Annotated in this window: 26 protein-coding genes; 14 read left to right on the top strand and 12 right to left on the bottom strand. The window is 63.4% G+C overall.

The annotated features are described in order from the left end of the window. Nucleotide 1 precedes the first annotated feature (1 nt). Nucleotides 2-754: an SDR family oxidoreductase gene (locus IVA91_RS22095; protein WP_247277632.1), complete on the bottom strand. Its 753-nt coding sequence runs from the start codon at nt 752-754 to the stop codon at nt 2-4. A 117-nt stretch (nt 755-871) separates the two neighbouring features. Here IVA91_RS22095 and IVA91_RS22090 point away from each other — a divergent pair, with 117 nt between their 5' ends. Then, complete coding sequence (locus tag IVA91_RS22090; RefSeq protein ID WP_247277631.1) at nt 872-1,807, top strand: LysR family transcriptional regulator; 936 nt, start codon at nt 872-874, stop codon at nt 1,805-1,807. A gap of 119 nt (nt 1,808-1,926) precedes the next feature. Here IVA91_RS22090 and IVA91_RS22085 read toward each other — a convergent pair whose 3' ends face one another. Continuing rightward, complete coding sequence (locus IVA91_RS22085) at nt 1,927-2,190, bottom strand: hypothetical protein (protein ID WP_247277630.1); 264 nt, start codon at nt 2,188-2,190, stop codon at nt 1,927-1,929. Nucleotides 2,191-2,337: 147 nt separating this feature from the next. On the opposite strand from IVA91_RS22085, the gene IVA91_RS22080 reads away from it, so the two are divergent. Together IVA91_RS22080 and IVA91_RS22075 are read left to right on the top strand one after the other, a co-directional pair. Continuing rightward, on the top strand, nt 2,338-3,324 hold the full coding sequence (locus tag IVA91_RS22080) for a tripartite tricarboxylate transporter substrate binding protein (protein ID WP_247277629.1): 987 nt from the start codon (nt 2,338-2,340) through the stop codon (nt 3,322-3,324). Nucleotides 3,325-3,419: 95 nt separating this feature from the next. Beyond that, nucleotides 3,420-3,764 (top strand): hypothetical protein, encoded by a 345-nt coding sequence (locus tag IVA91_RS22075; protein ID WP_247277628.1) that lies wholly within the window; start codon nt 3,420-3,422, stop codon nt 3,762-3,764. Between the two features lie 74 nt (nt 3,765-3,838). Here IVA91_RS22075 and IVA91_RS22070 read toward each other — a convergent pair whose 3' ends face one another. The 3 genes from IVA91_RS22070 to IVA91_RS22060 all read right to left on the bottom strand — a co-directional run bounded on the left by IVA91_RS22070 (nt 3,839) and on the right by IVA91_RS22060 (nt 6,354). After that, a complete protein-coding gene (locus tag IVA91_RS22070) occupies nt 3,839-4,309 on the bottom strand; it encodes a YbaK/EbsC family protein (protein ID WP_247277627.1) in 471 nt (156 codons plus the stop codon). A 52-nt stretch (nt 4,310-4,361) separates the two neighbouring features. Beyond that, nucleotides 4,362-5,093: a haloacid dehalogenase type II gene (locus IVA91_RS22065; protein ID WP_247277626.1), complete on the bottom strand. Its 732-nt coding sequence runs from the start codon at nt 5,091-5,093 to the stop codon at nt 4,362-4,364. Between the two features lie 376 nt (nt 5,094-5,469). After that, the gene (locus IVA91_RS22060) at nt 5,470-6,354 is read right to left on the bottom strand and encodes an amidohydrolase family protein (RefSeq protein ID WP_247277625.1); all 885 of its coding nucleotides are present in this window, start codon (nt 6,352-6,354) and stop codon (nt 5,470-5,472) included. A 304-nt stretch (nt 6,355-6,658) separates the two neighbouring features. Between IVA91_RS22060 and ykgO the strand changes: the two genes are divergently transcribed. The 3 genes from ykgO (at nt 6,659) to IVA91_RS22045 (ending at nt 7,899) form a co-directional block, all read left to right on the top strand. Then, nucleotides 6,659-6,784 carry a type B 50S ribosomal protein L36 gene (gene ykgO / locus IVA91_RS22055; protein ID WP_006611362.1) on the top strand — a complete coding sequence of 42 codons (126 nt, stop codon included), beginning with the start codon at nt 6,659-6,661 and terminating at the stop codon, nt 6,782-6,784. 105 nt (nt 6,785-6,889) lie between these two features. Then, a complete protein-coding gene (locus tag IVA91_RS22050) occupies nt 6,890-7,531 on the top strand; it encodes a tetratricopeptide repeat protein (protein WP_247459119.1) in 642 nt (213 codons plus the stop codon). Between the two features lie 107 nt (nt 7,532-7,638). After that, nucleotides 7,639-7,899, top strand: a complete 261-nt coding sequence (locus IVA91_RS22045; RefSeq protein WP_247277623.1) for a hypothetical protein — start codon at nt 7,639-7,641, stop codon at nt 7,897-7,899. Nucleotides 7,900-7,906: 7 nt separating this feature from the next. Here IVA91_RS22045 and IVA91_RS22040 read toward each other — a convergent pair whose 3' ends face one another. Beyond that, complete coding sequence (locus IVA91_RS22040; protein ID WP_247277622.1) at nt 7,907-8,089, bottom strand: hypothetical protein; 183 nt, start codon at nt 8,087-8,089, stop codon at nt 7,907-7,909. A gap of 328 nt (nt 8,090-8,417) precedes the next feature. On the opposite strand from IVA91_RS22040, the gene IVA91_RS22035 reads away from it, so the two are divergent. After that, nucleotides 8,418-9,374: an alpha/beta hydrolase gene (locus IVA91_RS22035; RefSeq protein WP_247277621.1), complete on the top strand. Its 957-nt coding sequence runs from the start codon at nt 8,418-8,420 to the stop codon at nt 9,372-9,374. Between the two features lie 18 nt (nt 9,375-9,392). Here IVA91_RS22035 and cycA read toward each other — a convergent pair whose 3' ends face one another. Then, nucleotides 9,393-9,788, bottom strand: a complete 396-nt coding sequence (gene cycA / locus IVA91_RS22030; RefSeq protein ID WP_247277620.1) for a cytochrome c-550 CycA — start codon at nt 9,786-9,788, stop codon at nt 9,393-9,395. Between the two features lie 276 nt (nt 9,789-10,064). On the opposite strand from cycA, the gene IVA91_RS22025 reads away from it, so the two are divergent. Further along, complete coding sequence (locus tag IVA91_RS22025) at nt 10,065-11,558, top strand: FAD-linked oxidase C-terminal domain-containing protein (RefSeq protein WP_247277619.1); 1,494 nt, start codon at nt 10,065-10,067, stop codon at nt 11,556-11,558. Between the two features lie 211 nt (nt 11,559-11,769). Here IVA91_RS22025 and IVA91_RS22020 read toward each other — a convergent pair whose 3' ends face one another. The 3 genes from IVA91_RS22020 to IVA91_RS22010 form a co-directional block, all read right to left on the bottom strand. Next, nucleotides 11,770-12,108, bottom strand: a complete 339-nt coding sequence (locus IVA91_RS22020; protein ID WP_247277618.1) for an antibiotic biosynthesis monooxygenase family protein — start codon at nt 12,106-12,108, stop codon at nt 11,770-11,772. A 361-nt stretch (nt 12,109-12,469) separates the two neighbouring features. After that, nucleotides 12,470-12,784, bottom strand: a complete 315-nt coding sequence (locus IVA91_RS22015; protein WP_247277617.1) for a hypothetical protein — start codon at nt 12,782-12,784, stop codon at nt 12,470-12,472. A gap of 309 nt (nt 12,785-13,093) precedes the next feature. Next, entirely contained in the window at nt 13,094-13,999 is a 906-nt protein-coding gene (locus IVA91_RS22010; RefSeq protein ID WP_256464547.1) for a ferritin-like domain-containing protein, read from the bottom strand. 332 nt (nt 14,000-14,331) lie between these two features. Here IVA91_RS22010 and IVA91_RS22005 point away from each other — a divergent pair, with 332 nt between their 5' ends. From IVA91_RS22005 to IVA91_RS21990, 4 genes are all read left to right on the top strand, one after another. Then, nucleotides 14,332-15,570, top strand: a complete 1,239-nt coding sequence (locus tag IVA91_RS22005; RefSeq protein ID WP_247277616.1) for an FAD-binding protein — start codon at nt 14,332-14,334, stop codon at nt 15,568-15,570. Then, entirely contained in the window at nt 15,567-16,889 is a 1,323-nt protein-coding gene (gene glcF / locus IVA91_RS22000; protein WP_247277615.1) for a glycolate oxidase subunit GlcF, read from the top strand. The genes IVA91_RS22005 and glcF overlap by 4 nt, the downstream gene beginning before the upstream one ends. 84 nt (nt 16,890-16,973) lie before the next feature. Then, a complete protein-coding gene (locus IVA91_RS21995; protein WP_247277614.1) occupies nt 16,974-17,333 on the top strand; it encodes a histone in 360 nt (119 codons plus the stop codon). 386 nt (nt 17,334-17,719) lie between these two features. Further along, nucleotides 17,720-18,733: a TorF family putative porin gene (locus IVA91_RS21990; protein ID WP_247277757.1), complete on the top strand. Its 1,014-nt coding sequence runs from the start codon at nt 17,720-17,722 to the stop codon at nt 18,731-18,733. A gap of 249 nt (nt 18,734-18,982) precedes the next feature. Here the strand turns inward: IVA91_RS21990 and IVA91_RS21985 are convergent, their stop codons facing one another. Further along, on the bottom strand, nt 18,983-20,737 hold the full coding sequence (locus IVA91_RS21985; RefSeq protein ID WP_247277613.1) for an ABC transporter ATP-binding protein/permease: 1,755 nt from the start codon (nt 20,735-20,737) through the stop codon (nt 18,983-18,985). A gap of 313 nt (nt 20,738-21,050) precedes the next feature. Here IVA91_RS21985 and IVA91_RS21980 point away from each other — a divergent pair, with 313 nt between their 5' ends. Then, the gene (locus tag IVA91_RS21980; RefSeq protein ID WP_247277612.1) at nt 21,051-22,715 is read left to right on the top strand and encodes an L-lactate permease; all 1,665 of its coding nucleotides are present in this window, start codon (nt 21,051-21,053) and stop codon (nt 22,713-22,715) included. A gap of 142 nt (nt 22,716-22,857) precedes the next feature. Next, on the top strand, nt 22,858-23,256 hold the full coding sequence (locus IVA91_RS21975) for an META domain-containing protein (RefSeq protein WP_247277611.1): 399 nt from the start codon (nt 22,858-22,860) through the stop codon (nt 23,254-23,256). A 109-nt stretch (nt 23,257-23,365) separates the two neighbouring features. On the opposite strand, the gene IVA91_RS21970 is transcribed toward IVA91_RS21975, so the two are convergent. Further along, nucleotides 23,366-24,577, bottom strand: a complete 1,212-nt coding sequence (locus IVA91_RS21970) for a hypothetical protein (protein ID WP_247277610.1) — start codon at nt 24,575-24,577, stop codon at nt 23,366-23,368. Nucleotides 24,578-24,656: the final 79 nt, after the last annotated feature.

Genomic DNA, 24,656 nt, shown 5'->3' with positions numbered 1-24,656 from the left:
ATCAGGCGCCGAATCCGCCGTCGACATTGAGCACCGTTCCGGTGACGAAGGAGGCTTCGGGGCTTGCGAGGAAGACGACGCCGGCTGCAACTTCCTCGGGGCGGCCGAAGCGCTGGAGCGCGTGCTGCTTGCGCTGGGTCTCGGCGAACTCGCCGCCGTCCTTCGGATTCATGTCGGTGTCGATCGAGCCCGGCTGCACCACGTTCACGGTGATGCCGCGTGGGCCGAGATCGCGCGCCGCACCCTTGGTGTAGCCGACCACGGCCGCCTTGGTGGCGACGTAGTCGGCGAGTCCGGGGAACGAGGCGCGGTCGGCCAGCATCGAGCCGACGGTAATGATGCGGCCGCCCTCATTCATCAATTGCGAGGCGGCGCGGATAGCCGCGATCACGCCATGCACGTTGATCAGATCCTGGCGGGCGAACGCTTCGGTGTCGGCATTGGCATCGTCGATCGCTCCGCCCGCGGCGACGCCGGCATTGTTGACGAGGATGTCGAGATGGCCGAACTCCTTGGCCACGTCTTTGACCAGCTGCGTCACGTCACTGGCCGAAGCCTGATCGGCCTTGAAGGCGCGTGCCTTGACGCCCTTGGCTTTCAAATCGGCAACGACGGCCTCCGCCTTTTCGGGCGAGGCGACGTAGCTGATGGCGACGTCCGCGCCTTCATCTGCGAGCGCGCGGGCCGACGCCGCGCCGATGCCGCGCGAGCCGCCGGTGACGAGAGCAACCTTGCCTGAGAGCTTCTTGGTCATTGGATGTCTCCATTGCTGGAATTGCGATTGACGCTTGGATAAGCCTCCGCCTGTGGTATAGAAATAGAAACTGTTGAAACTCATTGTTTCATTAAATAAACTAACGACGGACTTCACATGGCAAAACTCCCCGATTTCGAGGCGCTCGCGGTTTTCGCAAAAGTCGTGGAATTGCGGTCGTTTGCGGGGGCGGCAAGCGAGCTCGCGATGTCGAAGGCGACGGTCTCCAAGGCGGTCACCCGGCTGGAGGAGCGGCTCGGCGCCCGGCTGTTCAACCGTACCTCCCGCCGGCTCGCGTTGACCGATGCCGGCCACAAGCTCGCCGAACGCGCGACGCGCCTGCTGGCCGATGGCGAAGCCGCGGAGAACGAAGCGCTGGCGCAATCGGTGGCGCCGCGCGGCCTGGTCCGGCTCGCTGTGCCCATGACATTCGGCATCAAGGCCGTGGCGCCGCTGCTGCCGGAATTCTTTCAGGCCTATCCGGAAGTCTCGGTCGACCTGCATTTGAGCGATGCGACCGTCGACCTGATCGGGGAAGGCTTTGACATGGCGGTACGGATCGCGCGGCTGCCGGATTCCTCGCTGATCGCACGGCAGCTCTTCACCATGCCGCGCTATACCGTGGCGGCGCCGTCTTACCTCAAGCAATATGGCCGTCCGACGCATCCGATGCATCTGGCCGAGCACAAATGCTTCAGCTACGCCTATCTCTCGACGCCGAATGCCTGGCACTACACCAATTCGGCCGGTGAGCAGGCCAGCGTGCGCCCGGGCGGCCAGCTCCGCGTCAACAATGGTGAAGCGGTGATGCCGGCGCTGATCGCGGGCCTCGGTATCGCCGAGTTGCCCGAGTTCATCGTCGGCGAGGCGATCTCCTCAGGTCAGGTCGAAGTGATCCTCAAGGACTGGAAGCAGGCCGAAGGCGCCGTGCACCTGGTGACGCCGCCCGGTGGCCCGCGTCCCGCACGTGTCGAGGCCCTTGGCGATTTCCTGGCCGCGAAGCTGCCGGGCACCTGTAAGCGGCGGACACGCGGGAAGGCAAAGACGTCGTAGACCCACGCAGACTGACAGATCTAACGACCTCGTCATTGCGAGCGCAGCGAAGCAATCCAGAGTAAACCCGCGGAGAAACTCTGGATAGCTTCGTTGCAAGAGCTCTTCGCAATGACGGGTTAAAACGAAGGCAACTTCACGCCGTCGATCGCGACAATCCGCAAGCTCGGCTTCAGTGTCCCTTCCAGCTGGGACTTCAATTCGTGAACACGCGGGTCGCTCGAGCGTCTCGCGCAAACCGCATATTGATGGACAGATTGCGCCAGTGCGCGTCGCGCTTCCGGCGTTCGCGTCATTTCGGGCGTTGAAAGTCGCAACACGATCGCGGCGAGATTCACCAGCATCTCGTCCAAGGCGACGTCGATGGTCGCGAGTTTTCCCATGGCACACTCCTTGGAGTGAAAACGGAGGCCTCAGGCATGCGTTCCGGACCCAGTCGAACATGGCTAATGCTTCGTAAACATCTTGTTCTTGCCGATCGCGACGTTAGGCTGGCGAGCGAACAAAGAAAATGAGGGGAGGGACCTGCCATGGACCGACGCGACGTCCTGCGCGCCGCTGCTGCACTGCCGTTGTTGCGCGCTGGGTTACCTGACAATGCCTTTGCTCAAACCTATCCAGCCCGCAACATCACCATGATCGTGCCGTTTCCCGCTGGCGGACAGGCCGATCTGGCGGCGCGTCCGGTGGCCCAGGCGCTGGAGCGGATTCTCGGCAAGCCCGTGATCGTCGACAACCGCGCCGGCGGTGGCGGCGGATCGGTGGGCAATGCCGCGGCCGCGCGCGCCGAGCCCGACGGCTACACGCTGCTGATGACACTGTCCTCGCTCGCGGTGCTCCCCGAAGCCGACCGCCTGTTCGAGCGTCCTGTTGCGTACGAAGTCTCGCAGTTCATGCCGATCGCGCGCGTGCTCGCCGATCCCACGCTGCTCGCGGTGCCAGCCTCGGCACCGTGGAAGACGGCGCAGGATTTCGTCGAGGACGCGAAGAGGCGACCGGGCCAGATCACCTATGGCTCGTCCGGGCCCTACGGCACGCTGCACGTGGCGATGGAGATGTTCGCAAGCAGCGCCGGCATCAAGCTGCTGCATGTGCCGTTCCGCGGCGCAGGTCCCGCACTGACCGCCATCCTCAGTGGTACCGTGCAGGCGATCGCCGCGGCACCCGGCACGCTGAAGCCGCAGGTCGACGGCGGCAAGCTGCGCGTGCTCGGCAATTGCGGCGCGCAGCGCATCGCGAGCTTCCCCGACGTGCCGACCTTTCAGGAACTCGGCTACAGGGATGTCGAGATGTACATCTGGGCCGGCCTGTTCGCGCAGAGCGCGCTGCCGGCCGCGATCGCGACCCGTCTGCGCGAGGCGATGGCGCAGGTGATGACGAGTCCGGACGTGCTCAAATCGTTCGAGGCCTCGGGCAGCCTCGTGGCCTATCAGGATGCCCCGGCCTTCGCGCAATTCGTCGCGGCCGACAGCGCGCGGCTGATCGCGGCGGTGAAGAAGATCGGCAAGGTCGAGTAGGTTCCAGACGCGCTTTCACATTTTGTTGTTGGTCCAGAACCTTCCCCCGCCTCATTGATTGAGGAGGTTTTGACGGATTCGGGAAGGATCGGGACATGCGAACAGAGCGGATTGCGCTGGGTGTGGCGCTCGCGATCAGCGGCATCGTCGCGCAGAGCGCGGCATCTGCGCAAGAATACCGCGGCACGATGGAACAGCAGATGGCCTGCACGCCTGATGTGTGGCGTCTGTGCAGCGATCAGATTCCCGACGTGAACCGCATCGTGGCCTGCTTGCAGCAGAACACGCCGCAACTCTCCAGCGGGTGCCGTGCGGTGTTCCAGTCGAACAATCAGGCCCAGCCGCAGCAGCCGGTCCCGCGCAACCGCGCCGCGCCGCCGCCGCCGCGCTATAATGCGGCTCCGCCCGGGGCTCAGCCCCGACCCTACGATGACGATTAAAGTGCTTTCGCGCGACGTGGATACCCGGTCGCGCGGAGAGGTTCGGTTCTGATTCGATCAGAACCGATAAGGCTCTAGTCGCGCCTGATTTCGCAGACGTCGACCCATTCGGCCGCGACCAACTCGGCCATCCGGTCAGGGGTGATGCGCACGGCACTGTGGGTCGAGCCCGCGGCTGGCACCACGACGTCGAACGCTTTCAGCGAGACGTCGCAATAGATCGGCAGCGGTGCCTTCAGGCCGAACGGGCACACGCCGCCGACCTCGTGGCCGGTGATCTCGGCGACCTCCTCCGGTCCCAGCATTTTCGGCTTGCCCCCGAACTGCGCCTTCACCTTCTTGTTGTCCATGCGCGATGTGCCGGCAGCGACGATCAGGATCACGCGCTCGCCGACGCGCAACGAGAGCGTCTTGGCGATGCGCCCCGGCTCGACGCCATAGGCTTCGGCCGCCAGCGTCACCGTGGCGGAGCTGATCGGGGATTCGATGACGGTAATGTCGGGGGCTTTCTCGGCGAAGAAATCGCGAACGGATTGCAGGCTCATTCCAAACAGCTCATTCCAGCAGTTCACTCGAACTCATGGCAGCTAGCGATCCCTAAGCGATGCTTGGCAGCTCGGAGAGCGCGCGGACACGATGATCCGGCGCGAAGCCGAGCTCGTCCATCTGGGTGCGGATCGCCTTGAACATCGTCAGCGGTGCCATGAGTTCGGTCTCGACGCAAGCCAGCGCCATGGCTTCGGGTGCCACCCGCTCGATCCAGGCAACCTTCAATCCGAATGATTTCGCGCCGGCGGCGTCCCAGGGATTGGAGGAGACGAACAGAACCTCGTTCGGCTTGGTGCCCAGCACCTCGCCGATGAGGCCATAGGCCTCCGGGCTCGGCTTGAAGATATTCTTGGCGTCGACGCTGATGGTGGCATCGAGCAGGCGATCGAGGCCGGTATTCCGCACCAACGCGTTCAGCATGTGCGGGCTGCCATTGGAGAGGACCGCGAGCTTGCGCGGCTTCAGCGCGGTGAGCGCATCGATCGCATCCGGATAGAGCTCAAGATGCAGATATTTCTCGATCACGCGCTCGAACGCCTCGCTGTCATAAGCGAGCCCGAGCACGCGCAACGTATAGGCCAGGGAGTCGCGCGTGACCGCCGAAAAATCCTGGTAGCGCCGCATCAGCGAGCGCAACCAGGTATATTCGAGCTGCTTGATGCGCCAGATCTGCGTGATGATCCCGCCATAGCCTGGAAATGCATCCTCGGTGATCTCAGCGACCGACTGGATATCGTAGAGCGTTCCGTAGGCGTCGAAGACGACGGCTTTGAGGGGCAATTGACCGTCCTCCGGGCTCGATGCAGCCGCAGGACTATAGCGGGCCCCGTGATATCGATCCAAGCAGGAAATTCGGATCGGGCGCTGTTGCGCGGCCAAGAGTGTGCGAGGAATTCGATCGGGTTGCGAGGCGAACGCTGCAATATTTCAACGAAGCGAAGCGCATCTGGCGTGAATGCGTTCCGAAGTCGATCAGGCTGATACCACCGAAGGGGAGTTCCTGCGTGCAGTTGAGAAGCTGCGCGCCGAAGCCACTAGAGAACCGGGAGTTACACCGTGATTTGGCGCGGACGATGTGACCGGAGGCAGCTTCCGTTGGCGCAGTATCCGTTGCGCCCACGAAAATCAGCCAGACTCCACCGATCCATGAGCGCGTCTAGATTCCCAGCAGCTTGCGCGCGTTGGCCTTGAGCACCTTGGGCCGGATCTCGTCGCGGATGTCGATCTTGGCAAAATCCGACAGCCAGCGATCCGGCGTGATCACCGGCCAGTCCGAGCCGAACAGCATCTTGTCCTGGAGAATCGAGTTGATGTAGCGCACCAGGATCGGCGGGAAATATTTCGGCGACCAGCCCGAAAGGTCGATGTAGACGTTCGGCTTGTGGGTTGCGACCGACAGTGCCTCCTCCTGCCAGGGGAAGGAGGGGTGGGCGAGAATGATCTTGAGGTCGGGGAAATCGGCCGCGACATCGTCCATGTACATCGGGTTGGAGTATTTCAGCCGCATGCCCATGCCGCCGGGCATGCCGGAGCCGACGCCGGTCTGGCCGGTGTGGAACAGCGCGATGGCGCCGCCATTGTTGATCTCTTCATAGAGTGGATAGGCCATGCGGTCATTGGCGTAGAAGCCCTGCATGGTCGGGTGGAATTTGAAGCCGCGTACGCCGTATTCCTCGATCAGCTTGCGCGCCTCGCGGACGCCCAGCTTGCCCTTGTGCGGGTCGATGGAGACGAAGGGGATGAGGACGTCGAGGTGGTCGGAGGCGACCTCCAGCATCTCGTAATTGTTGTAACGGCGGAAGCCCGTCTCGCGCTCGGCGTCGACGGGGAAGATCACGGCGGCGATGTTCTTGGCGCGGTAGTACGCCGCGGTCTCCGGCACTGTCGGCGGATGCTTGTTTGGCGACTTGAAATACTCCGCCATCTGCGCCTGGAAATCGTCATAGCCGTCGTCAGCATGGCAGCCGCAGGGCTCCTCGGCATGGGTGTGGATGTCGATGGCGACGACATCGTCGATGTTGGGCAGCTTCAGCTTCGGCATGGTTTTCCTCCCGGCGGGTTGCCGAATTGATTATATGATATAACGAATTTTGCAAGGCAAAGCCGCAGGTTATCGATTGGCAGATCGAGCCGATCCGGCCGTTTCTACTGTGCATGGGGTTGTTTTCACGAATTTGCTGGTTCGGAACGGGGCCGTTAACATTGACATCACCGCCCGCCATGCCTTAAGAACCGCCCCGTCCCGGGCGGTCGGTCTGCCAGCGGGAAAAATCTCATTTTGCCACATTCGCGCGTGCCGAAACGGTAGTGCCGAACACGGCCTTTCGAACGTTCAGGATTCTGCCATGAAGGTCCGTAACTCGCTGAAATCGCTGCGCGGTCGCCATCGCGCCAACCGCCTGGTCCGCCGCAAGGGCCGGGTCTATGTGATCAACAAGGTGCAGCGCCGCTTCAAGGCGCGCCAGGGCTGATCTCGCCCTGCCGGACGCCGCGCGCGTCCCGCAAGACCCGGTCTCACACGAGTTTGACGCCGCCTTTGCTTTGCAAGGGCGGCTTTACGCGTTTAGACTTTCACCATGGCAGTGAGATTCCCTTTCGCGCTTACGCTGTGTCTGGCCCTTGTCCTGGGAACCGCCGGCTTCGCCCCGGCGCGAGCACAGCAGATTGAGCCGCCGCCCCCGCCCGGCAAGCAGAAGAAGCTGCCGGAAGCGCCGGCCAAGCTGCCCAAGGTCGACCGCACCAAGAATCTCGATTTCCTGTTCGGCGCGCTGAAGGCGGCGCCCGATGAGGCCAGCGCCAAGCATGTCGAGGCGCGGATCTGGGCGATCTGGCTCCAGACCCCGAGCGACACCGCGGCACTGTTGATGTCGCGCGCCAAGACCGCGGTCGACGCGCAGAAGATCGAGGTCGCGATCAAGCTGCTGGATTCGGTCATCAAGCTCAGGCCCGACTACATCGAGGCGTGGAACCGGCGCGCCACGCTCTATTACATGCAGAACGATTACGGCCGCTCGCTCGCCGACATCCAGCAAGTGCTGATCCGCGAACCGCGCCATTTCGGTGCGCTCGCCGGGCTCGGCATGATTATGCAGGACGTTGGTGACGAGAAGCGCGCGCTGGACGCCTACCGCAAGGCACTCGCCGTCAATCCGCACCTCGAGAAGATTCCCGACCAGGTCAAGGCCCTGACCGAGAAGGTCGAAGGCCGCGACATCTAGCTTCTAGCGATCGCGGCCGGCGCGGATTAACCACGATCGCAGGCGTCGCATCGTGAGGGCTATTGCCGGGGCCGCCGCGGGCCTCCCTGCAGGGCAGGAGCAAAGCCATGAAGCGTTTGATCTTTGCGGGTAGCTTGCTGCTCGCGTCGGGCACGGCGAGCCTCGCCGACGGATTGTTCTGGGTGGTCGGCAACCGCGCCACCGGCAAATGCAACATCGTGACCAGCAATCCCGTGATCATCGGCGATATCTGGTTCGGTGACGGCCCCTACAAATCCAAGGCCGACGCCAAGGTTGCGCGTTCAACGATCCGCGCCTGTCCCGCGCTCACGCCGGACGAGGAAAAGGACGAGGACGGGTCGAACTAGCCTGCACTCAATGCAGGACGCTGCCGCCGCGCTCGGAGAGGCCGCGATCGGCGGCTGCAGCGTAAGCCTTTGCAAGCTCCGCTTCGAGATGCTCGTTGATCAGGAGCAGCGCCCGCACGGCACCGCGCAGGTCGCCGTTACAGCTCGCGACGATCTCATCGATCGCAGTGTCATTCGATCTGAAGCTCATCGAAAATCCTCCGGTTCAACCAGGAAACATCCTGCCGGTCTTTCCCGCATCCCCGAGGTTGCGAGGAGGATCGGCGCCCACCCGCGCCTAGATGGCCGAACCGACCATGGCGATTATATGGATTCCGCGATGACGACTGCATGAAGCTGGGCCGAGGCGTCCGTGTCGCCAAGGAATATTGTTGATTCCATTGAGTTTTTACGCTCCCCAATTGTGCACATATCCACAGCCCACCATTTCCGGTGGAAGCCTTGATGCCGGCTGAGCGAAACTGCCGTGTGCCAAGACTCGTAACTGCCCTGTGCCCAGGATCGCCCGGATTCTCTCGATGATCGTGATGTCAATCGTGACGGCGCTGGTTCTGCTGGCGCTCGTCACGCAGGCTGGAATCGTCGTCGTGCAGCGCGCCTTTCCGGCGCAGGGCCGGATGATCGAGGTCGACGGCGCTGTGCTTCACGTCCTCGATCTCGGCCCGCGCGACGCTGGCCTGCCGATCGTGATGCTGCACGGCGCGAGCTCCAATCTCGAAGCGATGCGACGGCCGCTCGGCGATCTCCTCGCCAGGGATCATCGCGTCATTCTGATCGATCGCCCCGGCCACGGCTGGAGCACGCGCCTGCGGCGGCAGGATTCGACGCCGCAGATCCAGGCGCGGATGATCGATGAAGCGCTTCATAGGCTCGGGATCGATCGCGCGGTGTTCGTGGTGCATTCCTGGAGCGGCGCCCTCGGCGCGCGGATCGCGCTCGATCACCCCCACCGCGTTGCCGGCCTCGTGATGCTCGCGCCCGTCACTCATCCCTGGCGCGGCGGCGTCGGCCGCTACAACGAGATCATCGCAACGCCCGTGGTCGGTCCGCTGCTCGCCTACACGATCACGCTGCCGCTCGGCTACGTCCTCACCGAATCCGGTGCGCGCAACGTCTTCCTGCCCCAAGTCATGCCGGACGGCTTCGTCAAGGATTCCGCGACGCCGCTGCTGCTGCGTCCGCGCGAGTTCATCGCCAATGCCTTTGACCTGGTGACGCTGAAGGAAGCAGTGGCCGGGCAAGTCGCGCGTTACGGCGAGATATCGGCGCCGGTCACGATCATCGCCGGCGAGCCCGACAAGACCGTCTCGACCGGCATCCACGCGCGCCCGCTCGCTGCCACCGTGCCGAATGCGAAGTTGATCGTGCTGCCCGATCTCGGCCACATGGTGCAGAACGCCGTGCCGGATCTCGTGAAGGCGGAGATCGAGGCGATGATCGGCAAGATCGTGCCGGCGCAGGCGGCCGCCGATTAGCGGCCGCCTTTTCCGCGTTTACTGCTTGATCTTCCCGTCCTTGTCGAATTGGGAAATGAAGGCCCAGAGATTGTTGATCTCGGTCTCGTTCTTGATGCCGGCGAAGGCCATCTTGGTGCCGGGGATCTTGGCCTTGGGATCCTTGATGTATTCCTTGAACGTCGCCTCGTCCCAGGTGATGCCGGAATTCTTGTTCGCATCCGTGTAGTTATAATCGGGAGCGGTGCCCGACTTGCGGCCGTTGAGGCCGTTGAGCTCGGGGCCGACCTTGTTCTTGGCGCCTTCGCCGATCGCGTGGCAGGCCAGGCATTTGTTGAACGACGTCTTGCCGGCCGCGACATCCTGCGCCATCGCGGCGGGTGCGGTGGCAATCACGGTGAGGGTCGTCAGTGCGCCAAAGGTCAGTTTTGTCATCGGGTGCTCTTCGTCTCTTCCCTGGTGGGTCTAGTCAGTCTCTTGCCTGAGCGGCAATGGTCGGACGTGCCGGTTTTGGCAGGCCTGCCCGGCTTGGACAAGCCGCCAGACCATGACAGGTTTCACGATTTCCTACTTGTCCCAGAGCGAAGTCGCGGAAAGATCGTTGTCCGACTTTCGGATGGCCTACCCAAACATCCGCGGACGTGGTTGATTTGCCGCAACAAATTGATCAGGCGGCCTGGGCCGGAAAGGAAATGCCATGAAGGATTTGATATGGCTATCATGATGCCTGCGAGCGACCAGGCCGTGCTCGCGCGCCGCGCGGACATCGTTGCCGCGCTGCGCGCAATCGTGCCTGGCGAGGGTGTGATCGACAGCGCCGCCGAGATGCGAGCCTATGAATCCGACGGATTGACGGCCTATCGGCAGCCGCCGATGGTCGTGGTGCTGCCCGACACCACCGAGCAGGTCTCGCTGGTCCTGAAGTATTGTGCAGGGCAGGGCATCAAGGTCGTGCCGCGGGGGTCCGGTACCTCGCTATCCGGCGGCGCCCTGCCGCTCGAGGATGGCGTGCTGCTCGGGCTCGGCAAGTTCAAGCGCATCCGCGAGATCGATTTCGAGAACCGCGTCGTCGTGACCGAGCCCGGCGTCACCAATCTCGCCATCAGTCAGGCGGTCGCGCATGCCGGATTCTATTACGCGCCCGACCCGTCCTCGCAGATCGCCTGCTCGATCGGCGGCAACGTCGCGGAAAATTCCGGCGGCGTGCATTGCCTGAAATACGGCATGACCACCAACAACGTGCTCGGTTGCGAGATCGTGCTGATGAGCGGCGAGATCCTGCGCATCGGCGGCAAGTCGGCGGAGAACCCCGGCTACGACTTGATGGGAGTCATCACCGGTTCCGAGGGCCTGCTCGGGGTCATCACCGAGATCACCGTGCGCATCCTGCAAAAGCCGGAGACCGCGCGCGCGCTGATGGTCGGCTTCGCAGAAGTCGAAGCCGCCGGCGAATGCGTGGCACGCATCATCGGCGCCGGCATCATCCCTGGGGGCATGGAGATGATGGACAAGCCCGCGATCCACGCGGCCGAAGCCTTCGTCCACGCCGGCTATCCGCTCGACGTCGAGGCGCTGCTCATCATCGAACTCGACGGTCCCAAGATCGAGGTCGACGAGCTGATCACGCGCGTCGAGGCGATCGCGAATGGCTGCGGCTCCACCACCTGCCAGATCTCCAATTCCGAGGCCGAGCGCAATCTGTTCTGGGCGGGCCGGAAAGCCGCGTTCCCCGCGGTCGGGCGCATCTCGCCCGATTATCTCTGCATGGACGGCACCATCCCGCGCGGTGCGCTGCCGAAGGCGCTGGCGCGCATCCGCGAACTCTCGGAAAAATACCAGCTCGGCTGCGCCAATGTGTTCCATGCCGGCGATGGCAATCTGCATCCGCTGATCCTCTACGACGCCAATAAGCCTGGCGAGATCGAGCGTGCGGAGGCGTTCGGTGCGGACATCCTGCGCGCCTGCGTCGAATTCGGCGGCGTGCTCACCGGCGAGCACGGCGTCGGCATCGAGAAGCGCGATCTGATGCCCGACATGTTCAGCGAGATCGACCTCAACCAGCAGCAGCGCCTCAAATGCGCCTTCGACGCCCAGGGCCTGCTCAATCCCGGAAAGATGTTTCCGACCCTGCATCGCTGCGCCGAGCTCGGTCGCATGCATGTCCACGCAGGCAAGCTGGCGTTTCCGGATATCCCGCGGTTCTAGGCTCGCAATGTCGGATATTCCTCATCCTGGGCTGTCTATGTCGACGCTATCGGGAGAAGTCCTCGCCGCAATTCACACCCGAAGATCGGTCACGTTTCAGCTCGATCGCGCGAGTGGCGGCGATTGGCAGGGGACGCATGACGGGGCGTGACGCGGCGCCGAACGGCGCAGCGAGGCTACACCATTCGGCTTTCCTGATGCTGCCGCGGGTCTACATCAGCGCATATTGCGTGCGTTCGCGCCTGGTCAGCAGAGGTAGGGCTTGACCGGCGATATGGGTCTTAAAATGTGCGCTGTCCTGATGCGCCTTGAATGCGGCCTCGTCGCGGAATAGCTCGTAGAACAGGAACTGGGCCGGATTGTCCTTGGCGCGGCTGATCAGGAATAGTTTTACGCCGGGTTCGCTTTGAGCCTGTGGCAGGAAGCTGCGCAGGATCTCGGCAACCCGATCGGCTTCTTCAGCCTTCGCTTCCCATTGCGCCACAACCAGCAAACCGCCGCCGCCGACGGCCTGATGGATGGCCTGTTGGTTCATTGCCTGTTCGTCCATGATGGAGCTCCGTTTTGACGAAGACCATGCGACCAGTAGCCAAGTCTCGGGTGAAGATGGTTCGATCATGATCGAAGTGCGGATGTCGCAGGAGCTGAGGCCCGAGGTACACTCCACATCCTCATGGGAGACCGCGAAGCTGTCGTCTCGCCTATGAAGGCCCGGCGGTTGCAGCGCGGATCTCGTCCTTCGAGACGCTTGCTGCGCAAGCTGCTCAGGACGAGGGAAGGTGCCACGCTCCGGGGTGGCCGCCCACGTTCGCAACCCTCGTCGTCGCCTTGGGATCGCTCACACAAAGAGCCGCCGGGTTGAGACCGCGGCGGCTCCTGTCATTGGCCTATTGGCAATTGCGAGATGGCCGTCAGTAGCTACGTTTCGTGTTCGCGCCCGTGGTTTGGCCAGGAGCGTAGCCAGAAGCGCCGGGATGACCTTTCTTAGAACCCATGGCCTGCTTCTTATGTCCCGGAGCGTAGCCGGATGCTCCCGGATGGCCTGCCTTGGAGCCCTTGGTTTGCATCTCGTGGCCCGGCGTCTTGCTTGATACGCCTTGGGCAAAGACAGCCGGCGCAGTGCCGATGAGGGCGATGGCAGAAAGTGCAATTATCATCCTCTTCATCTTCATTCCTCCTCTCAACGAATAACTTTGATCAACGAGTTGGAAACTGCGCAGTTCCATGAACGCCTGTTCATCAATCTATTATCGCAGGTCAGCAAACGCCCGATGTGCGCCTCGCGCCGATTCGCCGAAAGCAGTGCCGATGATCGCGACGGTTGATGCAGAACGCGGAGTCGAGCTGTGGGCGCCGAGAGATTGCGTCGCTACGGTTCTTGCTTGCTCGACGTACCGACGATGATCTCGTCCGGGTGGGGCGAGCCACCCAAACAAGATTACGACAGCATCAAGAGCGACCTACCCAATGATCGTGCGCAGGCGCGTTTCGGCCGCCGGCACGACGGCCGATCCGGCTCCCATTCGGCCGAGAACTCAGGTGGATTTGAGCACGCCGTTCATTCCGTTCGGATAGAACCCGCCTTTGCTGACACCCTGCTTCTCGGTCAGATAGACGATATGCAGCACCTCCTGCGGCGTGCGGCGGAAGGCAATGGCATCGGGCGTTGACGGAACGACATTGGCTTTGCCGTTCATCCGGATGCCCTGGTCCTTGTCCTGACCACCGTCGACCTGGTCCCGGGCGTCGGAGATGGCGTTGGCCGCATTCCAGGCCTTTTCACCCATCAAATAGAGCTGCGAGCGCGCCATGCCCATGTGGTACGCCTCGACGGCCAGAATGCCCGCCGCAGCCTCGACGAACTCCTTGCTCTTGAGCAACGGCGCTGCCCCGGCATATGCCGTCACGCCGACATCCTCAAACAGCATGCCGCCCAGCAAGACACTCATGTCATCGGCAAACGGATCGAAGTCGGCGGGCAGACCAGCGGCCTGGGCGGCTGCCTTGAAGCCCGCATCGAAATCGATGGCCGGGCGCGATACCGCCATCCTGCCCAGCGTCTTGCGATAGAAGCGCACGTGGGCAAGCTCGTTTTCAGCCAGCTCCTCGACAAACTCGCGGATTTCCTTCCTGTCGAACTTGGCTTCGTGTCCGCCAGCGACCCTCGCGGCGTCGGGTCCAGCGTCAGAATCGTCGATCCCCTTGCCGGTCGTGGCACGCAGATAAAACTCAGCCTCCATGTATTCCAGGTTCAGCGCGAACTGAAAGATGTCCTCATCCTTCACTTCGGCGGCATGTATTCCCACCCCAGTGGTTTCCTGGTGCTTCTGTTGTGCTTTGTGCTGCGCATGGGCTGTGGGGATCAACAGCCCACTCAGGCCAAGGACCGACAAACCGGCAACGGATTGCCGTCGGGAGATACGAACTCGCTCCACGTTCATGGCAAGCCTCCTCTTCGTGGTGATTGTGACGCGCCTGACAAGAGCCGTAGATCGCCCCGCCCATTTCGCTCGCTTCGCGCCGGCGCGCCGAATGCATGTCAAATGCGAGTGCTTGCGTCCGTTCCTATTGGAGTCCTCACTCAGAGAGCAGGCAACCCTAATCGTCCGCAATCGCCCCTGACGACAGTCGTATGGCGTGCGCTGACGTCTGCCCAGCAGGGGGAGCGCGTGGCCGCCGCTCTTTCGCGTTGCACCAGAGATTGCCGGGCTGGGCGATGCTCAAGGCTTGCCAGATTTGATTTCCGGCGCGAATTTCGTTACGGCCTCTTCCCGTGGATACGCTGAAGGTCAGAGACGCCAAAGACGTCGAAGAAGTGGTGCGCGCGGCGATCGCCAACGAGCAGCCGCTCGAGATCATCGGTCATGGCTCCAAGCGCGGCATCGGCCACGCGATGGCGACCAATGCCGTGCTCGACGTCTCGGCGCTCAATGCCGTCACCTCCTACGAGCCCAACGAGCTGATCGTCACGCTCCAGGCCGGTGCGCCGCTGGCCGACGTGCTGTCGCTGATCGATGCCAAGAACCAGCAATTCGCCTTCGAGCCGATGGACACGGCGCCGTTGCTCGGCACGCCGGCGCTCGGAACCATCGGCGGCATGATCGCCGCCGGGCTCGCTGGTCCGCGGCGGATCAGGGCGGGCGGGGCGCGCGATCACCTGCTCGGGGCGCACGCCGTCTCCGGTTTCGGCGACAGCTTCAAGACCGGCGGCAAGGTGGTGAAGAACGTCACAGGCTACGACCTCTGCAAGCTTCTCGCCGGATCCTGGGGCACGCTGTCGGTGATGACGGAGGTCACGCTCAAAGTGATGCCCAAGCCCGAGGCCGAGCGGACGTTGGTGCTGCACGGGCTCGACGACCCCGGGGCCAACAAGGCCATGACGGCGGCACTCGGCTCGCCCTTCGACGTTTCCGGTGCCGCGCATCTGCCGAAATCGGCCTTTCGGGCCAAGTCGGAAGGACTTGGCGACATCGGGGGCCAGGACGAGGCGCTGACCGTGCTGCGGCTCGAGGGCATCACGGCCTCTGCCGCGCACCGCGCAGGCTCCTTGCGCGAATTGCTGGCGCCGTTCGGAACTGCGACGCTGATCGAGGACGTGGCGTCCGCGGCGCTGTGGGCCACGATCCGCGACGTCCTGCCGTTCGCGGCAAGCGGTGCGCTTGGCGCCTGGCCGGTCTGGCGGATCGTCTGTCCGCCGGCATCAGGGGCAGCGCTCGGCACCCAATTGGCCCGTGAGACCGGCGGCGACGTGATCTACGATTGGGGCGGCGGGCTGATCTGGGCGGCGTTGCCGCCGAAGCCGGACGCGCATGCCCCGGCCGTGCGCCAGCGCACCAACGCGTTCGGAGGACATGCCACGCTGATCCGGGCGACCGAGGGCGTCAGGCGTGATGTCGATGTCTTCCATCCGCAAGCGCCTGGCATTGCCGCGCTGAGCGAGCGGGTGCGCGCCAGCTTCGATCCGAAGACCATTCTCAACCGGGGGCGGTTGACGCGGAGCGCTGCGACATGAAGACCGAATTCTCACTGGCGCAGCTCGCCGACCCCGACATCGCGGAGGCCGACAAGATCCTTCGCGCCTGCGTCCATTGCGGCTTCTGCACAGCAACCTGCCCGACCTATGTGCTGCTCGGCGACGAGCTCGATAGCCCGCGCGGCCGCATCTATCTGATCAAGGAGATGCTGGAAAAGGACCAGGCGCCGACCGCCGAGGTGGTCAAGCATGTCGACCGCTGCCTGTCGTGCCTCGCCTGCATGACGACCTGCCCCTCAGGGGTGAACTACATGCATCTCGTCGACCAGGCCCGGGTCCGGATCGAGCAGCGCTATCAGCGGCCGCTGACTGAGCGGTTGTTGCGCCAGGTGCTGGCCTTCGTCCTGCCGGACCCGCGGCGCTTTCGCGCGAGCATGGTGCTGGCGCGGCTGGCCCGCCCGCTTGCCGTCTTCCTGCCGACGCCTCGGCCCTCGGCCACGCCCGGGTTGATCCAGCGCATCAAGGCGATGCTGGCGCTGGCGCCGAACCGGCTGCCATCGCCGGGGCCCCGCGCCGGCAGCGTGTTCGCCGCGCTCGGCAAGAAGCGCGGCCGGGTCGCTCTGCTGCAAGGCTGCGCCCAGCAGGTGCTGGCGCCGCGCATCAACCAGGCTGCCATCAGCCTTCTCACCCGCCACGGCATCGAGGTTGTCCTGGTCCGGGACGAGCAGTGCTGTGGCGCGCTGACCCATCATCTCGGCGACGACCATGACGCCTTGACGCGAGCCCGCGCCAATGTGGCGGCGTGGCGGAAGGAAGCGGCCGGCGAGGGGCTCGACGCCATCCTGGTGACGGCCTCCGGCTGCGGCACCGTGATCAAGGATTACGGCTATCTGCTGCGCGAGGACGCTGCGTTCGCCGCCGACGCGGCCAAGGTCTCCGCGATCGCCAAGGACATCACCGAATACGTCGCCGGCCTCGAACTCGCGACCACAGCGCCGCACGATGAAATCGTCGTCGCCTATCACTCTGCGTGTTCGTTGCAGCATGGGCAGAAAATCACGGGCCTTCCGAAAGAATTGCTTTCCAAGAATGGATTCGTGGTGAAAGATGTGCCGGAGAGCCATTTGTGTTGCGGTTCGGCGGGGACCTACAACATTCTCCAGCCCGAGCTTGCGGGCCGGTTGCGCGATCGCAAGGTCGCCAACATCGCGAGCGTCAAGCCGGACATGATTGCCGCGGGCAATATCGGTTGCATGGTGCAGATTGCCAGTGGCACGTCAGTTCCGGTCGTACACACGATTGAGCTTCTCGATTGGGCTACGGGCGGGTCGCGGCCGGCATTGAACGCGCAAGTTTGAGCTTTCAAAGGCTGAGCTTTCGTCCGGAAGTGACGGCTGAAGACGCCCGATCGACCATTGTTCGGCGGCAACAGGAGGACCACGATGGCGAAAGCGAAGAAGAAAAAAAGCAAGAAGGCCAAAAAGGCCAAGAAGGTCGTAGCGGCGAAGAAGAAGACCGCCAAGAAGGCAGCCAAGTCCGCGACGAAGTCTGCCAAGAAGGCTACGAAGAAATCTGCCAAGAAGGCAGCCCCGAAGAAGGCCGCCAAGAAGGCGGCGACTAGGTCGGCCAAGAAGGCCGCACCCAAGAAGGCCGCGAAGAAAGCGGCACCGAAGAAGGCGAAGGCAGCTCCTGCGCCGAAGCCATCAACGCCGGCAGCTCCGGCTGCCGAGCCTGTCGCTGAGACAAGCTGGGCGATGCCTTCGTCTTCTGCGGAAGCTGCGCCGGCCGAGGGGCAAGGCTAGGTCCAGCGACCACCATCGACGACAAGGAAGGCCGCGGCGGTGACGCTGCGGCCTTTTTGCATCGCCGCAAGCACCTTTAGAGGCCGCCCTTTCCTGCGCCTGTCTGATTCGTATCCGGGGCGCCACGCTGCCTGGCTTTCCCGTACTTGCACGGTCCCTCTCGTGCACCTTGCAACGCAAAGAATGTGTTCGAGAAGACACACAGGCTGACAACGTTTCGTGGAATCGTCAAAACGCCTAAAAAGTCGGCAAATGCCCGCGCTTTTTGCTTCACGGCTCGCACCCCTCAATCCAAATTGCCGCAGTTACGAGATTGCAATCAAGTCGAGCGCCCCGGGGGTTACCGGGATCCGACTGGGGCTCAAGAACTGGCGATGGGGATCGAAATGAAAAAAGTGGCTTTGTTGGCAACGGCGCTGGCAATGGTGACGGGTTCGGCTTTCGCGGCAGACATGCCGGTCAAGGCATTGAAAGCCCCGCCGCCGCCTGCCTTCGATCCCTGGGACATCGCTTTTGGTGGCGCGATCATGAGCGACTACATCTTCCGCGGTATCAGCCAGTCGAACCACAAACCGTCGGTCGCCGCCTATTTCGAGCCGCGCTACAACGTTACCAAGGACCTCCAGCTCTACATCGGCGTCGCCGGTGAGAGCATTTCCTTCCCGAACCGCGCCGCGGCCGAGATCGACGTCTACGGCGGCATCCGCCCGACCTTCGGTGCATTCGCTTTCGACATCGGTGTTTGGGGTTATCTCTATCCGGGTGGCACCTGCTTTTACGGCGCGCCGACTGACACCGCCGGCAACCCGCTTAGCGCGCAGTGCGCCGCCAACGCTCTGCTCAACGGCAACGTCATGAAGAAGGACGTGAGCTTCTTCGAAGTCTACGGCAAGGTGAATTACACCATCAACGACAACTGGACCGTTGGCCTGAACGAGTACTATACGCCGAGCTTCCTGAACTCCGGTGCGTGGGGCGACTACGTGTCGATCACCGCCAAGTACACGGCGCCGAGCACCTTTTTCGGCTCCAGTGGCGTCGGCATGTACGTCTCGGGTGAGTTCGGCCGCCAATTCCTGGGCACCTCCGACTCGTTCTATGGCACCGGCTTCGCTGCGCCGGGATTCGCTGGTCCGTTCCCGAACGGCATCAAGTACGCCGACTACAACACCTGGAATATCGGCATCGGATTCACGTACAAGGTATTCACGCTCGACCTGCGTTACTCCGACACCGACCTTTCGAAGGCGAACTGCAACGCCTTCACCAGCGACTACACGGCAGGCTTCAACGGCAGCTTCAGCAACATCAATCCGACTGGCGTCGGCTCCAATTGGTGCGGCGCCGCCGGCATCGCCAAGCTGTCCTTCGACCTGACAGCGATGACCAACCTGAAGTAAGTTTCTTCCCGAAACGACTTGATGAGGGCGGCGGAGCAATCCGCCGCCTTTTTGCTTTGGGGTCGGGTCTCTTCGCAAACGCCATGCCCGGGCTTGTTCCGGGCATCCACGTTCTTTGGCACTGTCGCGCAATGAGCGCGTGGATGGCCGGGACAAGCCCGGCCATGGCGACGCAGAAACGCGGCGCGTTGTCGCGAGGAAGACTTGGCATCCGTTCTAAGGAGAACGCAGTGCGGATTGCCCTGCGCCTCAACGCGCCGCGCTCGGCTCCGCTGCAGCCCGTTCGCCGCCGAGGACGTGAATCGCACCGTCCTTCACCAGCGCCACCTTGCGGGTGTGGAAAGCGTCGAGCGTCGAGCGGTGGCCGATCGAGACGATGGTGGTCTGCGGCAGCTTCTCAGCGAGCAGCCGGTAGAGCCGGGCCTCGGAGGGTTCGTCCAGCGAGGCGGTGGCCTCGTCCAGGAACAGATAGTCCGGCACATGCAACAGCGCGCGGGCGAGCCCGAGGCGCTGCTGCTCGCCCAGCGAGAGCATCCGATTCCAGTGACCGTTCTCGTCGAGCCGCTTTGCCAGCCGCGGCATGCCGACCGCGTTCAGCGCCTCTGCGATCTTCTCGGGTGCGATCGCGCCACGCCCTGCGGGGTAAATTACGGCGTCGCCGAGCGGGCCGATCGGAAAATACGGCCGCTGCGGCAGCATCATTAGCTTGGCCTTTTCGGGAATCGCGATGGTTCCGGTGCCGAACGGCCAGATTCCGGCGATGGCCCGGAACAGCGTGGATTTCCCGGAGCCCGACGGCCCGGTCACCAGCACCCGCTCCGCCGGCTGGATCGCGAAGGTATCGGCCGCAACAAGCGGCTCGCCGTTCGGCAGCTTTACCAGCAACTGATCGAGACCGATTGCCTTGCCGCTCGATGGTGCAACGCCGATGGTCGGCTCGCGCGTCGCCGTATGGGCCGCCGACCTGACCGACATCTCGAAACCGTCGAGACGGGCAATCACCGAGCGCCATTCCGCGAGCGAGCGATAGGCTGTGACGAAAAACGAGAGCGCATCTTGCACGCTGCTGAACGCCGAGCCAGTTTGCATCATGTCGCCGAGCTGAATTCTCTTGGCGAAGTAAGCCGGAGCAACGACCACATAGGGAAAGATCACTGCAGCCTGGCTGTAGCTTGCCGTGAAGGCGGTCAGGCGCTTGGTCCGGCTCATGATCGCGTACCAGTTGCCGATGACGAAACCAAAGCGCTGCAGCAGATTCCCTCGCTCCGCACTCTCACCTTTCAAAAGCGCGATCTGCTCGGAATTTTCGCGTACGCGGATCAGGTTGAAGCGGAAGTCGGCCTCAAAGCGCTGCTGCTCGAAATTGAGGTTGATCAGCGGAGCACCGATCCAGTGCGTCAGCGCCGTACCCAGGATCGCGTAGACCAGCGCACACCAGACCAGAAAACCCGGGACGATGATGTCTGTGCCGTAAATGTGCAGCGGCGCCTTGTCCGACAGACCCCAGAGGATGACGACGAACGAGGCCAGCGTCACGATCGACGACAGCAGGCCCAGCCCGAGGGTCAACGTCTGCTCGACGAAATTCTTGACGTCCTCGGTGATGCGCTGATCCGGGTTGTCGGCGGGGTCGCCCTTGAGCTGGATGCGGTAATGCGTCGAGCCGCTCAGCCATTCGCCGAGATAATGCTGCGTCAGCCACCGTCGCCAGCGAATCTGGAGCCACTGGTTCAGGTAGAGCTTGTAGACCGCCAGCGCGACGAAGGTGAAAGCAAGGCCGAGAAAGATCCAAATCTCTCTGACGAACCGGTCCAGTTCATATCCCTGGACCGCACTGAAGAATCGGTTCTGCCACTGACTGACGAGAACATTGATCGCCACCAGCGCCAGCTCCATGGCAATGACGGCGGCGAGCAGGCCGTGGCCGGCCCATTTGTCCTCCGATCGGAAATAGGGGCCGGCGATTCGCCAGACGATCGCGAGCGTGGCGCGGATGTTGTTCACAGAGCTGGGTCTCCTAGAGGGGATGTGCATAACGGCCCGGAGCCAAATGGCTGAGGCAATGACGGAAATGGGCGCGCTTAGACTAAAGTCGCAAGTTCTGCAATTTGCGTTGGCTTGTCGCAGCTTGCAACCCTAGCATGGGGCTCGACGGCGCGGGGCGGGGTGACCAGGGTTTCGCGAGCTTGTGAGCGGACGGGAACCGCCGCATTCGTGAGGAATTCGCGTCAAGCTCAGGGGTTATCGCTTCCAACGTCAAGCAGGATCGGCTCTCCACGCGAGTCGCCTGCCGCAACATGCGTGGGGGAGGAAGACCATGTGGAATCAAATCTATGATCCGCTGCACAGCCCGGTGCTGTCGACGATCGCGGCAGCTGTGCCCGTCGTCACGCTGCTGGTCCTGATCGCGAGCGGGCGCGTCCAGGCCCACATCGCCGCAATCATCGCCGTGATCGTGACCAACCTGATCACGATTTTCGTCTTCACCATGCCCGCGAACATGTCGATCCGCGCCTCGGTGCTGGGCATCGTCACCGGGTTCTTCCCCATCGGCTGGATCGTCCTCAACGTCATCTTCCTCTACCAGGTGACCGTGACCACCGGGCGCTTCGAGCTCTTGAAGCGCGCGGTCGGCGGCGTCACCGAAGATCGGCGGCTGCAATTGTTGCTGATCGCGTTCTCGTTCGGCGCATTCTTCGAGGGCGCCTCGGGCTTCGGCACGCCGGTCGCGATCACGGGTGCGGTGCTGATCGGCCTCGGCTTCTCGCCGCTGGCGGCTTCCGGCCTGTCGCTGATCGCCAACACCGCACCGGTCGCCTATGGCGCGCTGGGCACGCCGATCCAGGGCCTTGCCTCCGTCACCGGGCTCGATCCCTACATCCTCGGCGCCATGGTCGGCCGGCAATTGCCGTTCTTCTCCCTGATCGTGCCGTTCTGGGTGGTGTGGGCGTTCGCGGGCTGGAAGGGCATGAAGGACGTCTGGCCGGCGATCCTCGTCACGGGGGTGTCGTTCGCGATCCCGCAATTCGTCATCTCCAACTACATCAATCCCTGGATCGTCGACATCGGTGCGTCGCTGATCTCGATGGGCGCGCTGATCCTGTTCCTGAAGGTGTGGCAGCCGAAGCAGCTCTGGCTGTCGCCGGCGCTCCGCGGCCGCGACGAATCGGCCTCCACGATGGCGGCGGCAAAGCCGCTCGACAAGACGCCACTCACGCAGGGCGAGCTGTTTAACGCGTTGCTGCCGTGGATCATCGTCTGCATCGTGATGCTGGTCTGGGGCAGCGGCGCCTTCAAGGGCTGGGCGAACTCGATCTTCACCTGGAACTATCCCGTGCCCGAGCTGCACCAGATGATCAACAAGATGCCGCCGGTCGCCCCAGGGCCGACCAAGGAAAGCGCGGTGTTCGCCTTCACCTACCTGTCCTTCACCGGCACCGGCATGCTGATCGCGGCGATCATCTCCGGCTTCCTGATGGGCGTCGGTCCCGGCCGGCTCCTGACCGAATACGGCCGCACCATTCGGCTGTGCGCGATCTCGCTGATCACGATCTCAGCGATGCTCGCGATCGGAACGCTGACCCGGCTATCCGGTGTCGACGCGACGCTCGGTCTCGCCTTCGCGGCAACCGGCGTGCTCTATCCCTTCTTCGGCACGCTGCTCGGCTGGCTGGGCGTCGCACTGACGGGATCGGACACCGCCTCCAACGTGCTGTTCGGAAACCTGCAGAAGATCACCTCCGAGCAGCTCGGCCTGTCGCCGGTCCTGATGGCCGCGGCGAACTCCTCCGGCGGCGTGATGGGCAAGATGATCGACGCGCAGTCGATCGTAGTCGCCTCCACTGCGACCAACTGGTACGGCCACGAGGGCACCATCCTGCGCTTCGTGTTCTGGCACTCGATCGTGCTCGCCTGCCTCGTCGGCGTGCTCGTGACGTTGCAGGCCTATGTCTGGCCGTTCACGGCGCTGGTGCTGAAGTAGCGGTCGGCGCCAGGCTGCGATGCAAATCCCCGCGAGGTTCGCCTCGCGGGGATTTTTGCATCTACATCCGCCTGCGCGAACCTTCTCAAGGGCGCCGCCGTCTTATAGAAGGTGCGCCAAGTCAGGTTGGTCGAGAGGTCTCATGGTTTCGCTCAGGCGATTGACGTTTGCGGCAGTGGCAATGTTCGCGATGTCCACGCTTGCGCGTGCCGAGGAGGGGTTCCCGTTCGGCACCGAGATGACGCTGGAGGCGCTGCCGCAGCCCGGCTCGAAGCGGATACCGAACATCGAGATCGGCGACAATGGTGAGGTCGTGCTGGAGCTCTGGTGCAAGAGCGGCAAGGGCCAGTTCTCGGTCGCCGGCAACACCGTGATCTTCGTCCCCGGCCAGATCCAGGACCGGTCCTGTCCGCCTGCGAAGGCGCAGGCCGACGACGAGCTCGTGGCCGCGCTCGGCAGCGTCGAGACTTGGAAGCGCCAGGGCGAGGTGCTCACGCTGGTCGGTCCCAAGCCGCTGCGCTTTCGCGTCAACGGGAATTGAGCGTTGGGCGCGAAACGCGAACCCGGAATCTGGAGATTGTGGCGCGAGATTCAGGGGCGCGATTGCGCACCATGGGTCGACGCTGGCGCGTCGCCCCGGAATGACTTCGTCACTTCCACACCGACTTGTCGGCGTCCCAGCGCTGACCTTTCAGCTCCCTGGCAAGCGCCTCGATCGAGCCGTTGTCGTCGGGCAGCTCGCCTTCTTCGTCGGGGCTCGCGTCGTCGGACAGATTGAGCCTGGCGCCGCTGCTTTCATCGGCCGTGGTCGTCGCGGGGCTTCCGATCCAGAGCATCAGCTTGTCGGTCGTGCCGGGCTTGTCGGGCGAGACGAGCCCTGCGACCTCGATCGTGTCGGTGAGCTCGAGCGCCGGGTGATCCTGGTTCGGCCGCTTGAACACCAGCTTGAGCTTGCCGGTGGCGGGGTTGAAGCTCTGTGAGACCGGCTTTGCCGCGAGCGTCCTGCTCAGCACGCCCGCAACCGCGGTCGCGAGCTTGTCGCGGTTGATCTTGTCGCCGTCGCGCCAGTCGGCGGCGGGGAAGCGGATGGTGCGGTCCATCTCGGTCATGCCCGCGGTCCACCCGGCGGCGGTGACGCCGGGCATCGCCTTGAACTTTGCTAGCAGTGCGCCCGCGCGCTCCGGATCGACGGACATGTTGATGGTCTGCTCACCGGCGCGCAGGGCGTCGCAGCTGACATTGAGGCTGGCCAGCGTCACCTCGACCTCCTGGCCCTTCAGGCTCTTCAGGAAGTCGGTCGCGGCATCGAGCTTGACCTTGACCGCGATCGCCTCCGGTGAGACGTCGGTGAAATCCTTCGGCTGCGGCGTGATGCCGTCGTCGGAGGTCTGGTTGTCCAGAAATTCCTTCTCGCTGAGATCGGAATTGTCGGACGAGGTGACCTCGGTCACGGCCTGGCCGATCGTGATCTGGCCGCGGAATTCGAACATGTCCCCGGCCTGCTTGCGCAGCAGCTTGACACTGACGGGCGCCTTCGCGCCGAGGCTCTGCGTCGTGCCCGTCAGGTTCTGGCCTGCAACCTGAAGATTGACGACGAAGCGGTCCTTGCGGTCGGAATTCTTCGCGATCGGATAGCAGACGTCGAGTACGGCCGCCGTGACCGTCTTGCCCTGACGCGTCTCCTTCAGGATCGCGTCGGCATTACCGTCCATCAGCCCGTCGATCGACGTGAAATAGCGCGTCTCGGCGCCGCCGGCCGTCGTGGCCTTCGGTGATAGCTTCATCTGGGCGGAAGCGACCTCGGGCGCAAAGGCGAGCAAGGCTGCCAAAAGGGCGGTCAAACAAACCAGGAGCGCGCGCATCGATGAAATCCTCGAGCCATCAGAATCGGCGCCACCGTAGTGGGTTTTGGCCGCCGGTTGAATCGGAAAGCGGAGGGGC

The organism is Bradyrhizobium sp. 153 (assembly GCF_023073835.1).
In the GTDB taxonomy this organism is placed as follows: Bacteria; Pseudomonadota; Alphaproteobacteria; order Rhizobiales; family Xanthobacteraceae; genus Bradyrhizobium.
The sequence above is the reverse complement of the archived record's forward strand: the minus strand, read 5'-3'. Positions and strand labels throughout refer to the sequence as shown.

Bases quoted from the DNA above. Each gene is read 5' to 3' on its own strand.
- IVA91_RS22095 (WP_247277632.1), bottom strand. From the start codon at position 754: ATGACCAAGAAGCTCTCAGGCAAGGTTGCTCTCGTCACCGGCGGCTCG.
- IVA91_RS22090 (WP_247277631.1), top strand. From the start codon at position 872: ATGGCAAAACTCCCCGATTTCGAGGCGCTCGCGGTTTTCGCAAAAGTC.
- IVA91_RS22085 (WP_247277630.1), bottom strand. From the start codon at position 2,190: ATGGGAAAACTCGCGACCATCGACGTCGCCTTGGACGAGATGCTGGTG.
- IVA91_RS22080 (WP_247277629.1), top strand. From the start codon at position 2,338: ATGGACCGACGCGACGTCCTGCGCGCCGCTGCTGCACTGCCGTTGTTG.
- IVA91_RS22075 (WP_247277628.1), top strand. From the start codon at position 3,420: ATGCGAACAGAGCGGATTGCGCTGGGTGTGGCGCTCGCGATCAGCGGC.
- IVA91_RS22070 (WP_247277627.1), bottom strand. From the start codon at position 4,309: ATGAGCCTGCAATCCGTTCGCGATTTCTTCGCCGAGAAAGCCCCCGAC.
- IVA91_RS22060 (WP_247277625.1), bottom strand. From the start codon at position 6,354: ATGCCGAAGCTGAAGCTGCCCAACATCGACGATGTCGTCGCCATCGAC.
- ykgO (WP_006611362.1), top strand. From the start codon at position 6,659: ATGAAGGTCCGTAACTCGCTGAAATCGCTGCGCGGTCGCCATCGCGCC.
- IVA91_RS22050 (WP_247459119.1), top strand. From the start codon at position 6,890: ATGGCAGTGAGATTCCCTTTCGCGCTTACGCTGTGTCTGGCCCTTGTC.
- IVA91_RS22045 (WP_247277623.1), top strand. From the start codon at position 7,639: ATGAAGCGTTTGATCTTTGCGGGTAGCTTGCTGCTCGCGTCGGGCACG.
- IVA91_RS22040 (WP_247277622.1), bottom strand. From the start codon at position 8,089: ATGAGCTTCAGATCGAATGACACTGCGATCGATGAGATCGTCGCGAGC.
- IVA91_RS22035 (WP_247277621.1), top strand. From the start codon at position 8,418: ATGATCGTGATGTCAATCGTGACGGCGCTGGTTCTGCTGGCGCTCGTC.
- cycA (WP_247277620.1), bottom strand. From the start codon at position 9,788: ATGACAAAACTGACCTTTGGCGCACTGACGACCCTCACCGTGATTGCC.
- IVA91_RS22025 (WP_247277619.1), top strand. From the start codon at position 10,065: ATGGCTATCATGATGCCTGCGAGCGACCAGGCCGTGCTCGCGCGCCGC.
- IVA91_RS22020 (WP_247277618.1), bottom strand. From the start codon at position 12,108: ATGGACGAACAGGCAATGAACCAACAGGCCATCCATCAGGCCGTCGGC.
- IVA91_RS22015 (WP_247277617.1), bottom strand. From the start codon at position 12,784: ATGGAACTGCGCAGTTTCCAACTCGTTGATCAAAGTTATTCGTTGAGA.
- IVA91_RS22010 (WP_256464547.1), bottom strand. From the start codon at position 13,999: ATGAACGTGGAGCGAGTTCGTATCTCCCGACGGCAATCCGTTGCCGGT.
- glcF (WP_247277615.1), top strand. From the start codon at position 15,567: ATGAAGACCGAATTCTCACTGGCGCAGCTCGCCGACCCCGACATCGCG.
- IVA91_RS21995 (WP_247277614.1), top strand. From the start codon at position 16,974: ATGGCGAAAGCGAAGAAGAAAAAAAGCAAGAAGGCCAAAAAGGCCAAG.
- IVA91_RS21990 (WP_247277757.1), top strand. From the start codon at position 17,720: ATGAAAAAAGTGGCTTTGTTGGCAACGGCGCTGGCAATGGTGACGGGT.
- IVA91_RS21980 (WP_247277612.1), top strand. From the start codon at position 21,051: ATGTGGAATCAAATCTATGATCCGCTGCACAGCCCGGTGCTGTCGACG.
- IVA91_RS21975 (WP_247277611.1), top strand. From the start codon at position 22,858: ATGGTTTCGCTCAGGCGATTGACGTTTGCGGCAGTGGCAATGTTCGCG.
- IVA91_RS21970 (WP_247277610.1), bottom strand. From the start codon at position 24,577: ATGCGCGCGCTCCTGGTTTGTTTGACCGCCCTTTTGGCAGCCTTGCTC.